The sequence below is a fragment of the Arthrobacter sp. Y3223166 genome, from assembly GCF_059090935.1.
In genome coordinates, this window is sequence record NZ_JBNHGE010000010.1 from 24,893 (window position 1) to 38,853 (window position 13,961).

Below are 13,961 nucleotides of genomic sequence, written 5' to 3' on the forward strand. Positions count from 1 at the left end.
CAGAGCACAAGCGACGAGACGGTAGCCTTAACTCTTGCTATAGAAAAACGTCCGCGTGCGCACGCGATCACACACGGACTGTAGAAGATGCACAGCAAAGCAGATGCACAGAACCTTCGGAATTTCGCGCAGCGCTATCCTTCTGTCCGACAGCTAGATGTACTGGGTCAGGACGTTGCTTGCACGGAGAATAGGCGGAGATGGTGCAAGCCTTGCTGCAAGCGCTGGCGCTCAAAGCAAGGCTGTCCAAAGGCTCGCGGCCCGGCGATCCGCGGGATACCACTGAAGACATTCGCTCAGGTGTTCGAAGGAGAGCTTCATGGAGGCGCCGCGCCTCGAACGAATTGCTAGACTAAGCATCGGCCGCATTGGTGTCCATGACAGCAGGCACCAACTAGACACGAGATTGGACAACAAACGGCCGCCAGCCTCGGTAGCTCAGCGGATAGAGCAGGAGCCTTCTAATCTCTTGGTCGCAGGTTCGATTCCTGTCCGGGGCGCTTGGAAAGGATGGATCAGTGCAGGGACCCTTTGAACCCAGTCTTGCGTGATGCTCTAATACGTGACGCAGGCGACCGGCGCCCCCCGCGATGGATGGCTTTATACTGTTGTCCGCCCGAATACTTGGTGGCTCTAATCGTGGAGATATGCCTGTCCAAGCCCGTCACCGAATGGCGGGCGCTTCCTCCGGGAACAGCCCGCCATCCATGACATTTACATAGCTGGAAGACAAGTGCCCGATATCTAACGCTTGAATACCAGCCAACGCCAGATCGACCGCGAGGATGGATCCGGCCGGGCCGAGGGAAACGATGACCAAGTCTGGACGGCTGTCGACCACCTTTTGAGTGATGCGCGGCAGGTCAATAAAGGCGTTTGTCGGTGTCGAATGCTCGAAGCTCCACCGTGTGAGGTTGTTGAACAGTGCCGGATGCAAGTCGAATCGCGACCCTTCGCCAGTAACGATGAGCGCATGCCGACCCTCCCATAATGAGCGCCACTCATCCACGATCGCTTGCCCCACAGCCTCAAAAGCGAGGGGCCGAGAAACGTGGCTATCACCTATCCGCTCGAACTGCAACACAAAATTCTTGACCATCGGCCAAGTATCAGCGAGCACGCCAGTCCAGTGAGTGTTCCGGAAGACGTGCGGGAACCCGACAAGGATCTTGTCTTGGTGGGCCGCAGCCCGGCGCAGCGAACCGAACAAGGCGTCCTGCAACTGCGGGGAGTTCCGCTGGAACTTGATGTTGTACTCAAGTTTCTGCATCATCCAGAACTCGCCGTCACCGAATCGGGCGAAACTCAAGCGCTCTTTACGCACCCGTTCAAGCGTCTCGAGGAACGACAGTTGGCGCTTAACCAGCGTCTCTTCAACCTCACCGAAGAGGGACGTTGCGGCGAGTTTCAAGATTGCCTCTGTTGCCGCCTTAGTCTTCATCGTTTCGGCGCGGAGCGTGCGTATCTCGCGAATCAGTTCGTCCGCTTTCTTATCGTCCACTGACGAAACCCGCCTGCCCGAAGTTGGCTGCAAACCCGTTTAGAACCTCATCGGCAACGTGGTCAGCGGCGTCAGTTGCGCGCAGCATTTGCCGCGTTTCTACAAAGTCAGCGATCAGATTCAAAAGTTCGCGGGATTCCATGAGCCATGACTCTACCGCAACAGCCACCTCCGCATTGTTCTCGGACCAGCAATGCAGGCACTACGTATGGGGCCCATGATGATTAACAGCTTGCCGTAAACGTACACTCGAGACACTATCCCCGGTGGGTCTCGTAGCCCTGCTCGTACCCCTGACGTTCTTCGAGCGCGTCGCACTCAAGGCGGAGTCCGCGGGCTGAACGAGGGAAAGCAAAGTGAGGAGTTACACCCGACACTTTCGCTGCTGCCTCGTCAAGCCTGTAGCGAGCTTTCTGGTAGTGCGGCAGGGGAAACAGTTGCGTTGCTCGTAGTCCTTCCACGCAGGTATAGGAGGGTATCCCTTCAGCCCCCCCGCAACTGGCAGGGTTCTGAAGGCGTTGCTCAACTTTCGACCGTCGCTAACAGCCCCCTAATCTCTCTGTCCCAGGTTCGAATCCTGTCGGGGCGCGCACACTGACTCGCTCGACGCTATTGCGACCAGCGTCCCCGAGACGGTATATGAGCGGGGCCATCAGCACCGATTTGTGCGCTTGCGCTGCTGCCCTCTCGCCGCGCCGGTCAACGGCACCGTGCGGCGGCTAGGGAAAGTTGCAAGCGGCACCCGCGGCTTGTCCTAGCCAGACTGACACACAGGCTACGTCGGATAGACGGTGAGCCGAGCCTTCCGGCCTCGCCAGTGCCGCTTCGGCGAACCCTTTGCCGGCTCCGAGGAAACACGCGCGCTCCAGGTCCCTTTCCTCTAGCCTACTGCTAACGTTTAACCCGATCGCCCTTGAGCCAAAGCTTCGGCAATGCTGAACGAACGCCGCGGCTCCCTTGACCAGCCTTACGTGCCCTAGCGTCCGGAGCATTCCATGCCCAGCTTCCGCAGCCCCTCAATATTCCCCGGCAGCCGACAGCAGGCAAAAGCACGCCTAGCCGGTGCCATCGCCCTCGTCCTGGCGGTAGGTCTCCTGATGGCCCCGGCGGCAACTGCCCAGGACCTCCAGCCACCCAATGCCGAGTTAGTGCCGGTGTCCGAGAGGGCCACCTTGGAGTCACCTGTCGCCTCTGGCCTGGAAACGGCGACGCCTTCACCCTCGGTGCGGGCTTCCACAGATGAGAGCGCTACGCCAACGCCGGGCTTGGATATGTCCCTGTCGGATGAAGCCCCCGCGCCGTCCTCCCCGGTTGAGGGCGCCCAAAGTTTGTCAACAGAAACCAGCCAACCCGCGACCCCGGCAGATAAGCCCGAATCCGTCGAAGTCCCCATCGAGGAGCTTAGCCAGGAACAACTCCTTGAGCTCCTGAAGACCCTGCAGGGCGAACACGGCGCCGACATGGGCCAAGGGCTCCAGCAGCGCCGGGAACGCGAGCGGGAGCTGGAACAGCCGGAAGTGCTGGCAGAACTCGACGCCCAACTGGAAGTCCTCGACATCGAACGAACCAGCATTCTGGCACCCGCGGCGCTCCCCTCGTTCAGCCGAACCAAGTGGAAACCCAGCGGGGTCCAGGGCATGGACGTCAGCAGTCACCAGCCCAACGTCAACTGGAAAACCGAGTGGAACTACGGGGCCAGGTTCGCTTACGTGAAGTCAACCGAGGCCTTGTCGTACAAGAACCCGTTGTTCCCGTCGCAGTACGCCGGTTCCTATAACGTCGGCATGATCCGGGGTGCGTACCACTTCGCCATCCCCAACGTCTCGTCGGGCAAGGCGCAGGCTGACTACATGGTCAACAACGGCGGCGGCTGGTCCGCCGATGGAAAGACACTGCCGCCCCTGCTGGACATCGAATACAACCCCTATCCGGAACTGGGCAACACCTGCTACAGCATGTCCCCGACGGCCATGGTCAACTGGATCAAGGACTTCTCGAACACCATCAAGGCCCGCACCGGCCGCCTCCCGGCCATCTACACCACCGCGGACTGGTGGAACAAGTGCACCGGCAACAGCACGGCCTTCAAGAACCACCCGCTGCACGTCGCGCACTACACCACCGGAACGCCCTGGCTGCCGGCTGGATGGAATTCCTACGACATCTGGCAGTACAGCTCAACGGGCCCCTACTCGGGCGACTCGAACGTGTGGCGGGGTTCCTACACCGACCTGCAGAACTTCGCTTACAACCGGACCGTCACGTGGGATCGCACGCAGCGCTACGCTGCACCGGGCGACTTGGACCGGGACGGCAACGGCGACCTGGTTTCCCGCCGGCCGGACGGTTCGCTCTGGTTCTACCCCGGCAACGGCGCTGGCGGTTTCAAGGCGCCGTCCCGCATCGGCGACGGCTGGCATATCTACAATCTCCTGATCGGCACAGGGGACTATAACGGAGACGGACTGAACGACCTGCTGGCTCGCCAGACTGACGGGTCGTTGTGGTTGTACGAGGGCAAGGGGAACGGTGACTTCCAGGCACGCGTGCGCATCGGCAGCAGCGGCTGGAACGGGTTCACCCACATCATCGGGCCCGGCGACCTCAACGCCGACGGCACCAACGACCTGTTGGCACTACGGCCGGACGGCACTGTGTGGCTATACGCTGCTCCCGGCGACGGGAAGCACGGTAGCCGTAGCCAGATCGCTAGCGGTTGGGGTAGCTATACAAAGCTGACCGCACCCCGGGACTTCACGGGTGATGGACGCGCGGACGTCCTGGCAACCAAGGCAGACGGAACCTTGTGGCTGTACGCAGCAACCGGCAAGACCGGCACCGGCACGTTCGCCGCTGCCCGCAAGATTGGTTGGGGCTGGGGGTCCTTCACAGACATCGTCGGCGTATGGGACAACGACCGGGACAAGAAAAACGATCTCCTCACCGTCAGCCCCGAGGGCTCGTTGGGCTTCTACAAGGGCACCCAGATGGTCGACTCCGAGGGCTACAACGCCAGGACGCTGGTCAGCAACACCTGGAAGCAGTTCGACACCGTGGCCACACCGGGCGAATTCACCGGCGACGGCCGCAGTGATTTGATCGGCCGCAAGGCAGACGGCACCCTGTGGCTGCTGCGCGGAACCGGCAAGGGAAGCTTCGGCACGCCCGAGCGGATCGGGCACGGCTGGCACATCTACAGCTCCATCGTCGGGATCGGAGACTACAACGGGGACGGTAAGAACGACCTCGTGGCCCGTCAGACCAACGGAATCCTTTGGTTCTATGCCGGCACCGGCACGGTCAGCAGTTCCAGCGAAGGCTATAAGCGCCGGGTGAAGATCGGCACGGGCGGGTGGAACCAGTTCGCCAGGCTGGTAGGCACGGGCGACGTCAACCGTGACGGCAAGAACGACCTGCTCGGCGTCGGCGCGGACGGAACCGCCTGGCTGTACGCCGGCCCGGGCAACGGCCAGCACGGCTCGCGCACACGTATCGATACGGGCTGGCATTACTCGCAGATTGTCGGCGTCGGCGACTACGACCGCAACGGCACCGTCGACCTCGTGGCCAGCAAGTCCGACGGCACTCTCTGGCTGCGGCAGGGACGCACCGCCAAGACTGCTTCGGGAGCGTGGTTCAACGCCGAGCGGCAGATCGGCAGCGGCGGATGGCAACAGTACAAGCAGATCCTTGGACCCGGTGACACGACCTCCGACAACAAGGTGGACTTGCTGGCCACAACCGGTGCCGGCGCCATGTGGCTCTACCGGGGGACCGCGATGACGAACGACGGGTTGGCCAAACGGCGCAACGTGGGGAAGCTCTAAGCTGTTCAGGTAGGTCCACCCCTCCGACGTCAGGATTCACTGTTGCCCATCGCGTCCCGCCTTCAGCCTCTCGCCGCCCGGATCCTCACCGAGGCCAATAGCGTGCTGACGGAACGCCGCGTGCGAACCCGGCTGGCAGACGCCAACGGGGACGCCGGCAACCGGTTCGACTGCGTCCTGTACTTCGCTGACGGCCCGGACAGTGCCTATCAGGTAAGGCAGTGGCTCGCTCCCATGGCGAAGCTGGCGGAGCGCCACCGGGTAGCGGTTCTGGTCCACCGGCCAGCCACGGCCGCGGAGCTGCTTCCTGATTCCCCGCTGCCGGTGTTCCTTACCAAGGGCATCGCGGAGGTGGAGGCATTCATCGAACGCGCCGGCGTCCGGATGGTGTTCTACGTCAATAACAACCGGGATAACTTCACGGTCCTCCGCCTGCCGGCTCAGGTGCACGTGCACCTGAGCCACGGGGAGAGCGACAAGGTGTCGATGGTCTCCAACCAGCTGAAGGCCTACGACTTTGCCTTCATCGCGGGCCCTGCCTCCCGGGAACGCATCCTCACCGCCCTGCGGCGGTTTGATGAGTCCCATCTGGTGGAGGTGGGACGGCCGCAACTGGACTTCGCCGCTCCTGCCCCGCAAACCAAGAACGACGGCGGACGTCTCACCGTGCTGTACGCCCCCACCTGGGAAGGGGACCGCCCGGCCATGGCGTACGGCTCACTGACCAGCCATGGACGGGAGATTGTCTGCTCCATCCTGGCTGATGCCCGCTACCGGCTGGTCTTCCGGCCGCACCCGCGGACCGGCAGCAGGCTCGCCGCCCACCGTGCGGCTCTGCACGAGATCAAAAAGATGATCGTCTCCGCGGAGAAGGAGGAGCCAGCGGGCCACCGGGTGGACACGGCTGGCGACTTTTCAGCCGCCATGGCGGAAGCGGACCTGTGCATCTGCGATATCTCTGCCATGTCCTTGGATTGGCTTCCCAGCCGGAAGCCCCTGCTCATGACGAGGCCGTCGGACCCCGGCGCCCACATCGACGCACAGGGCGTGGCCGCCAAGACCAGGCTCATTGACCAGTCCGAGGCGGCACGAACGCCGGAGCTGCTGGCCGAGGCCGCAGCGGCCGGAATCAGCCCCGACCAGCTGCAGCTGATCGCCCATCACTTCGGCGATACCACGCCGGGCGCGAGCACGGCTCGGTTCGTTAACGCCGTGGGTAGGATCCTCTCGGAACAGCCGGCGCCCTAAGACAGTAAGCGGTCCACCACGCGTCCCGCGGCGTTGCCGTCGTCGCGCGGTGCGTACTTGGCCACAAAATTCTTGAGCCTTAGCTCGCGCGCAGGGTCGCTCGAACGGCTCTCGTCTATCGCGTCGAACAGTTCATCCTCGGTTTGCGTCACAGGCCCGGGCAGTTCGGTGTTGTAGTCCAGGTAGAAACCGCGCAGCGTGTCGCGGTAGTTTTCCAGGTCGTAGGCATAGAAGATGATGGGCCGCTGCAGGATGGAGTAGTCGAAGAAAACGGACGAATAGTCGGTGATCAGTGCGTCGCTGGCTAGGTAAAGTTCTTGTATATCCGGGAACTTGGAGACGTCGTACACACAGTCGCGGACATCCTCCGGTATTTCTATGGCGTCGCTCACCAGCACGTGCATGCGCAAAAGCAGCACCGTGTCCTGGCCAAAGCGTTCCTTGAAAGTATTTAATTGGAACGGCACATCAAAGCGAAAGTGTCCCATGCCTGTCGGCTGATCATCCCGGAAAGTTGGAGCGTAAAGGACCACTCGCTTACCGTCGGGAACACCAAGTTTGCGGCGGAAAGCGCTCGACCGTCGCTCTACGTCGGGGCCCAGGAGAACGTCATTCCGCGGGTACCCCAGTTCCACAATCGTCCCAGTGAAGCGGAAAGCGCTCCTGAAGACTTTGGTTGCATAGGGACTCGGTGAAAGTAGAGTCGTCCATTGCCGAACAGCAGCGTCCACATGGGCAAGGTAGTCCGGGTCCCTTCCATGGACGGTGCCCACATCGTGGGCCATTTTCTTTAGGGGCGTTCCGTGCCAGGTTTGGATGAAGACCGCATCTTTGCGGCGCCGGATGTAATGGGGAAAATTCTGGTTGTTGATCCAGTACTTCGCCTTGGCCAGGTAGTAGTAGTAGCCGGGAGAAAGCCGTTTCACCACTTTCGTATAAGGGTCGGGCTTTGGCAGCCTACCTTGATAGACCCAAACCTTGCGGCGGGTGTCCCCGCGCCGCACCAGCTCTTCGTAGATATAGCGCGGACTGTCGGCGTACTGCTTGCCAAGCCCTGACTCGAACACAAGCAAATCGTTGTGCAACGGGGTTTTTGAAATCAGCGCGAACATCCGGCGCATCGTCGGGAAATAAAAGCGGCTGCGGCGGAACCTGCTGAACAACCGCTCGGCCAATTCCGGGTCAATGACCTTCTTCCACCCGGGACCGGCGCGACGGGCTTCTACCACCGCCTCAAAAATGCGCCTGCAATTGTCGGTGTCCCTGAACGTAAGGAATCTGCGCGACTTGGCCTTGTCCTCGGTCGTCGGCGTGCAGCCGCGGCCGAGCGTAGACTCTAATTGGTCCAGTAATGTGGATCGGGCAAATGCAATCTGGCCCGGCAGTTCCTCATCCAGGTTCAGATGGGATCCCTGCGGTCCCAAGAAACGCTCACGGTCAAATTGAAAATAGTGCACCGGCTTCTCAAGGAAACTGAAGTCAAATCCCACGCTAGAGTAATCGGTGAGCAAGACCGCGCTTTCCTTCAGCAGATACTGGACGTCAACCTCACCTTGGGATAAGACGCGCGCAGGTGCCCCGGCAAAGTGGTGTCGGAACTGCTGCATGTTCGGATGCAGGCAGAAGACCACCTCTGACTGCGTCGCATCAACAAGAGCGCCCAGCCGGGGATCGTTCAGCAGCGCATCCCACTCTCGAAAATACTCGGACTCTTCGAAGTCATCCGGGTGTTGAAGCCAGTCCCGCCAGGTGGGAAAGATCAGGATTTGGTTTCGCTGCACTGCTACATCACCGGCGAACAAGGCGTCGAAGCGGGACAAACCGGTGACCACGACGTCCTGGGCCGGGTATCCGAAATCGCTGACGATGTACTCTTTCTCCCTCTCGGAGCTGACGAGAAACAGGTCGGTGTCGAATCCGTGTGTGTTTTTCCCGTAGTTGGGCACCATCCATTTGGTTCCCATCACGCCGTGCTGGAGAAATACCTTGACTGCGCCCACTGCTCTGCGAAAGTGCGGTAGCCACGTTGGATAAAGGAAGTCCGGATGATGGGAGCCAATAAACCGTTCTGCCCGCAGTGCGACGTCGAAGTGTTCCTTGGATCGATACTCCACTACGTGGTCCAGCCCGTTTAGGTTGCGAAGGTCCGGCGACGCAGGGTCGATCACGTAGTAGGCGTCGATCTCAGGGTGTTCCCGCCGCATGTAGCGGAAGAAATGGAGTCCGGTGTCTTGGGCCTTGTAAGGCCGCTCCCCCACCAGCCAGACCGGCTTTTGCTCTGCTCCGAGGCCCGGCAACCGCCTCTTGTGGGACTGCCTTAGCAGGAATTCGAAGGCGTCGGTGTCCAATAATTCGATATGGAAGGAAGTGTTCTCAGCCTTGAAGGTGTAGTAAGGCGTAATTGCCAGCGTCTTGTCTCCACGCGCTTGCCAGCCGGGACGGGTGAGCTTCCGGACCACATATCTGGTGCGTCCTATGCGCGCCCGCTGCGGCTCTGTTCCGCCTGGGGCATAGATCGCAAACCATGCATCCAGGATTTGGTCGCGGGCCAGGTCCTGGCTGGAGATGGTGCCCAGGTCCAAGCGGGCGTGCACCTTGTACCGACGGAGCCCGTATTTGCGCCGGGTCGCCTCGGTGTCCAACACGGATACGGCGGTTGACGTGTAGCGGGCTCCACTCTCACGCCCAAGCAGCACCAATTCCACTGCTTCAGCCTCACCGTGTCGGGTGACAAGAGTTGCCCGCAAATCTAATGTGCCCCCCTTGACGCTGAGCCGGTGCACGTAGACGGCGTTGTAGGGTTTAAGCTGCCGGTTTACCGCCAACGAGACCAGGCCACGCCGGTTGACGTACGGTTCAACCGTGAATACCTCAGTGGTGATTCTGCGCAGGGAACCAACTTCGGTGTCAGCAAAGCGCCCTAACGAAGCCCACGCCGTGGTCGTCGCGTCACGGGCCAGCGCACCATCGGTTAGCGCCGCCCGGAACTCTGCGGGGCGCATTCCTGCAGACACCGCTCCAATAGCGGCTGGTCCGCCCTCATGAATGTTGGTGCTGAACCCGGGCAGATCTTTGGCGGAGGCCTCGAACTGAACAAACAGTCCCAAGGTTTCCCCCTCCTCGCGGGGATCAGTTGGAGAGGGCACCGCAGTCGCCAAGTCTAACTGGGCGCTGTAACTCCGAAATTCGCTTCCTGGCTTGTCTACTGCCTCCGACAAGTCGGCCACTTTCGTCCACACGTTGCCTGAATCCCTGCACCACAAGGACGTGGGCTGGATCCGGGCGGAGACCGTGAACCACAGCTGCAGAATACTGCCTCGCTGCTGAAGTTTTAGCGCTCGGAAATCTTCCCGCGCCGATGCATCGCCTCTGCCTGTAAGCCGACCGATGGCAGAGACGGCGTCTCGAATGATGCCGGCTCGTGATTCCATGGGGGTTCGCTCTCGAAAGTACTAGCGACGGGAAAATACGCATTCAGGAAACTGCGGGTCAGCGAGTCCACCTTTCGCGTATCCTTGCCGGTGCTTGCAACCTCGTTGAGGCAGAACACGTCCGCGTCTCTGCGCCGCAACAACCGCAGGAGCTTCGCCTGCGCAGACGGATCGTTGATGTCACAATAGCGGTAAGACAGTTCCCCGGGAACAGCTGCACCGATGGCGAAACCGTAGTAGTGAGCTAGGGACGACGTCACGGAAAGATCAGACGGATCCCTGAATCTACTCCGCTGCGTCCTGAAAAGTTCTTCCGGATGCTCCTGTTCCAGTCTGGAAAGGGTACTGACTCGTTGCGGATGGGCTGCATGTTGAAACTTGCGCTCCACAGTCCTGCCGAAGGCCGCCTCCAGCAGCGCGCGGTTGTTCTTCGCCGCGCTGTCCACGGGCAAGTCGTCCACCGAACTTGGCGCGTAATCCACGGTCTGTTCGGACAGGAAGAATTTGGCCAGCCCATTGCCGTGGAAGAACAGTTCCGGAGTCACCGGCCGCCCAAAGAATACGTCGTCGTTCAGGTAAAGAAAGTGTTCGCTCAGTCCGTCAATGTGGTGCAGCTGGGACTCGATAGCGTGCGAGTTGAAGGTTGGTAACGCGCTCGCGTCAGAAAAGATTTCCCGGTGATCCACCACCGTGATCCGGCTGTTGGACGTGTCCAGCCACGGGGGCGTCTGTCCCGCGGTCACCAAGTACACGTGATTGATCCAAGGGGCGAAGTAATCCAGCGACCTGAGCGAGTAGCGCAGTTCGTCGCGCGACGCGTAACGCGCTTCGTTTGCCGCTGTATCATTCCTGCTCGTAGGATCCGTCTGGGCTAGCATCTGTGCTTTGCTGCGCTGCCACTGGGGGTCATCGCCGTCCACCCATGTGTACACCGCGTCGATCGGGAAGTCGACAGAGGTCAACAACCCCTTTTCTGGCCGTCCCGCTTCGCGCGGCACGATCTTGATGCCCAACTGATGGTCGCCCAGGAGTCGGTTTTTGTGTCCCACCGCTTCAAAAACTGTTGATAACGCTGGCGTCCACTCCGCGGTCACCGGCTTGGTTTCGTCGTTGGTCCTGATGTAAAACGGCCGGGCGCCGGCCGCAGATTTGATCGCGTCAGCTGCGGAAGACCAATGAGCGCTAGGGACGTCCACCACAGTGGGAATGCCAGCTTCAGTACGCAGAACCCGGTGGTCCACTTGGGCCCCCTCGAGCGCTTCCAAGACGATGTCGGTCACTTCCCCAAGCAAGTTCTTCGCGGAGAAACGATCGACACTCCGGACTACTCGAGGCGGGAAGTTACATGAACTACGCCGTAGTCTTGAAGAACAAAACGAAGCCGAGAGGGCGGGGAAGAGACCGCGCGGGGCAGCGCCGCCGCTGTAGGCTTGGAAGACAGCGTGTATCACTCTTTGCGGAACGGCCGATGCCACACGGCCTTTGAGTCCGGTGAGCATGGGCTCCTTCCCGACAGCGTCTTCCGCTGCTACTAAACGACCCCTCGTGCTGCCGCTCCACGGCGCCAACGTCTGCTCTAGCCTAGCAACCCTCTCCGAGTCTCCCGCACAGTGTGGTGGCGCGAATGCGCTCAATCTCTTGGATAGACTGTTCGTTGTTATTCCTATGTGATTGCCAGGAGCCCGACCATCGCTCTAAAAGCCTTGCCTAGAACCGTCAACCTGCCAGCGAAGGCCGGCACCGGGCTTCGTCTGGACATCCAGGGCCTACGTGCCATTGCCGTGGCCCTGGTGGTTGTCTACCACCTGTGGCCCGACCGGTTGACCGGCGGGTTTGTCGGTGTGGATGTCTTCTTCGTCATCTCGGGCTTCCTGATTACCTCCCATCTGGTGAGGCGACCGCCAATGGACTGGCATGGGCTGACTGCGTTTTGGGGGCGCAGGATCCGCCGGCTCCTGCCGGCAGCGTTCGTCGTCCTAGCGGCCACCGCTGTCGCTTCGAGACTGGTGGCGCCGCCGACGCAATGGGGCGCGATGGCCAAAGAGATCATCTCCTCGGCACTGTATGTGCAGAACTGGGTGCTGGCCGGCAGTTCGGTCGACTATCTGGCCGCGGAGAACGCCCCGACTCCCACCCAGCATTTCTGGTCCTTGTCGGTAGAGGAGCAGTTTTACCTCCTCTGGCCAGTTCTGGTGCTCGTCGTGTTCTGGTTCGCGGGAAAGCGGTCGTTGAACGCCCGGCGCCTGCTTCTGGCGGCAGTTGCCGCCGTCGTGGCCCTATCCCTTGCCTTCTCGGTAACCGCCACTGCTGCTGAACCCGGCAGCGCTTACTTCATCACGCCCACCCGGATGTGGGAATTGGGAATGGGCGGACTGGTGGCACTGGTGGCCCCGGCCGTAGCAGAACACCTGCCCGGTACCGCGCGTGCAGCCCTGGCGTGGGTCGGCATCGCTGCAATTGTTTGGGCGGGAGTGTTCTACACCGGAGCAACACCGTTCCCCGGTTATACCGCTTTGCTGCCTGTCCTGGGCAGCGCGCTGGTAATCTTTGCCGCTGCTGAGGGAAGGTTTTCCCCCACCCGCCTTGTGCGAAATCGCCCGGTCCAATGGCTGGGCGCGGTTTCCTACTCGGTTTACCTATGGCATTGGCCCTTAATCGTTCTTCTGCCGTACGTCAGCGGCGGTGAACTCGGCTGGCTCGACAAGTCGCTGATTCTGGTTGCGACGCTGGTGCTGGCAGGACTCAGCAAGACGTTCGTTGAGGACCGCTTCCGGTTCCCCTCGGGCAACAATGGTCTGGCGCCCACGTACCGATTCGCTGCAGTGGGCATGGTGCTCCTCACGGCAGTGGGCGGCGCGCAATTAGCAGAGGTTAACCACCGCACCTCACAGGCTGAACAACAGCTCGCTGCCATGGTGAATAACGGTGATCCTTGTTTTGGTGCCGCCGCCATCGCCAAGGGGTTTGACGAATGCGTCCCGGATTCCAATGCGCCGGTAGTGCCCGAGCCAGCGCTGGCCAAAGACGACAAATCCGACGCCTACGCCGACGGCTGCTGGTCGAACCAGCCGTTTACGGATCGCCCTGTATGCACGTATGGGGACGGGCCCACCAAAGTCGCGCTTGTCGGAAATTCGCACGCGGGACAATGGCTACCCGCGCTGCAATTGCTGGCTGAGCGCAATGACTGGACAGTCTCAACCTTTTTAATCTCACAATGCAACCCGACATCTGTCCTCCTGCAGTTTGACACTGCAGAGAAGACCGCCAATTGCGCCGCCTACGGCGATTGGGTCATGGACCAAACGAAGGGGAAATCCTTCGACTTGATCATAACGTCGGAACGGCAGTCGGTCCCAGTCCTGAACGAATCGTGGGACCGTACGGAAGAACTAGCGATTGCTGGCTACCGAGATTATTTGTCGCAGTGGGCTGACAGCGGCGCTAACGTCCTAGTCATTAAGGATCCGCCGTTCCCCGGAAATACAATCGATTCCATTCCTGATTGTTTAGCTGAACACCAGAGGAACCCACATAAATGTTCGGGCACACCGGATGAATGGCATTGGATGGACCCGATCACGACGGCAGCATTGCAACTAGAGGATCCCAAGATCAGTACTGTGAATATGGATCGATACTTCTGCGCGGACGGAAGGTGTCCGGCAATCGTTGGATCTGTGGTCACCTATTTCGATGCCTCGCACATCACTGCGACGTACGCAGAGACGCTTGCACCGTATTTAGAGCGCCCAATACTGGCGGCTATGCAGCGATAAATACGCTTAATGCTCACTGTCGTGCAAGGTGAGGGGGTTTTTCATGCTGTCCTCTTCTTCGGCCGCGTATCAGCACGGCACCGGCACGCCACTGGCTTGCCATGATGACGTGCAACGACGGTTCTAAGCCGGGGCCTCGGACTTGGAAGAACTGCACGCTTTGCCTTGAAAACGG

Annotated in this window: 7 protein-coding genes and 1 tRNA gene; 4 read left to right on the forward strand and 4 right to left on the reverse strand. The window is 60.7% G+C overall.

What is annotated here, in order from left to right; all coding sequences use genetic code 11:
- Positions 1-427: 427 nt before the first annotated feature.
- A tRNA-Arg gene (locus AC5RUH_RS06980) sits at positions 428-500 on the forward strand.
- 164 nt (positions 501-664) lie between these two features.
- Here AC5RUH_RS06980 and AC5RUH_RS06985 read toward each other — a convergent pair.
- Positions 665-1,501 carry a GT-D fold domain-containing glycosyltransferase gene (locus tag AC5RUH_RS06985; RefSeq protein WP_494128225.1) on the reverse strand — a complete coding sequence of 279 codons (837 nt, stop codon included), beginning with the start codon at positions 1,499-1,501 and terminating at the stop codon, positions 665-667.
- Positions 1,491-1,643 (reverse strand): hypothetical protein, encoded by a 153-nt coding sequence (locus AC5RUH_RS06990; protein ID WP_494128226.1) that lies wholly within the window; start codon positions 1,641-1,643, stop codon positions 1,491-1,493. The genes AC5RUH_RS06985 and AC5RUH_RS06990 overlap by 11 nt, the downstream gene beginning before the upstream one ends.
- A gap of 1,186 nt (positions 1,644-2,829) precedes the next feature.
- Here AC5RUH_RS06990 and AC5RUH_RS06995 point away from each other — a divergent pair.
- Both AC5RUH_RS06995 and AC5RUH_RS07000 read left to right on the forward strand, forming a co-directional pair.
- Complete coding sequence (locus AC5RUH_RS06995) at positions 2,830-5,328, forward strand: GH25 family lysozyme (protein ID WP_494128227.1); 2,499 nt, start codon at positions 2,830-2,832, stop codon at positions 5,326-5,328.
- A gap of 42 nt (positions 5,329-5,370) precedes the next feature.
- Positions 5,371-6,576 (forward strand): CDP-glycerol glycerophosphotransferase family protein, encoded by a 1,206-nt coding sequence (locus tag AC5RUH_RS07000; protein WP_494128228.1) that lies wholly within the window; start codon positions 5,371-5,373, stop codon positions 6,574-6,576.
- On the opposite strand, the gene AC5RUH_RS07005 is transcribed toward AC5RUH_RS07000, so the two are convergent.
- On the reverse strand, positions 6,573-9,683 hold the full coding sequence (locus AC5RUH_RS07005) for a CDP-glycerol glycerophosphotransferase family protein (protein ID WP_494128229.1): 3,111 nt from the start codon (positions 9,681-9,683) through the stop codon (positions 6,573-6,575). The two genes, AC5RUH_RS07000 and AC5RUH_RS07005, sit on opposite strands and share 4 nt — an antisense overlap.
- A 224-nt stretch (positions 9,684-9,907) precedes the next feature.
- Positions 9,908-11,287: a stealth conserved region 3 domain-containing protein gene (locus tag AC5RUH_RS07010; protein WP_494128230.1), complete on the reverse strand. Its 1,380-nt coding sequence runs from the start codon at positions 11,285-11,287 to the stop codon at positions 9,908-9,910.
- A 423-nt stretch (positions 11,288-11,710) separates the two neighbouring features.
- Between AC5RUH_RS07010 and AC5RUH_RS07015 the strand changes: the two genes are divergently transcribed.
- The gene (locus tag AC5RUH_RS07015; protein ID WP_494128231.1) at positions 11,711-13,786 is read left to right on the forward strand and encodes an acyltransferase family protein; all 2,076 of its coding nucleotides are present in this window, start codon (positions 11,711-11,713) and stop codon (positions 13,784-13,786) included.
- The last annotated feature ends 175 nt before the right edge of the window (positions 13,787-13,961 follow it).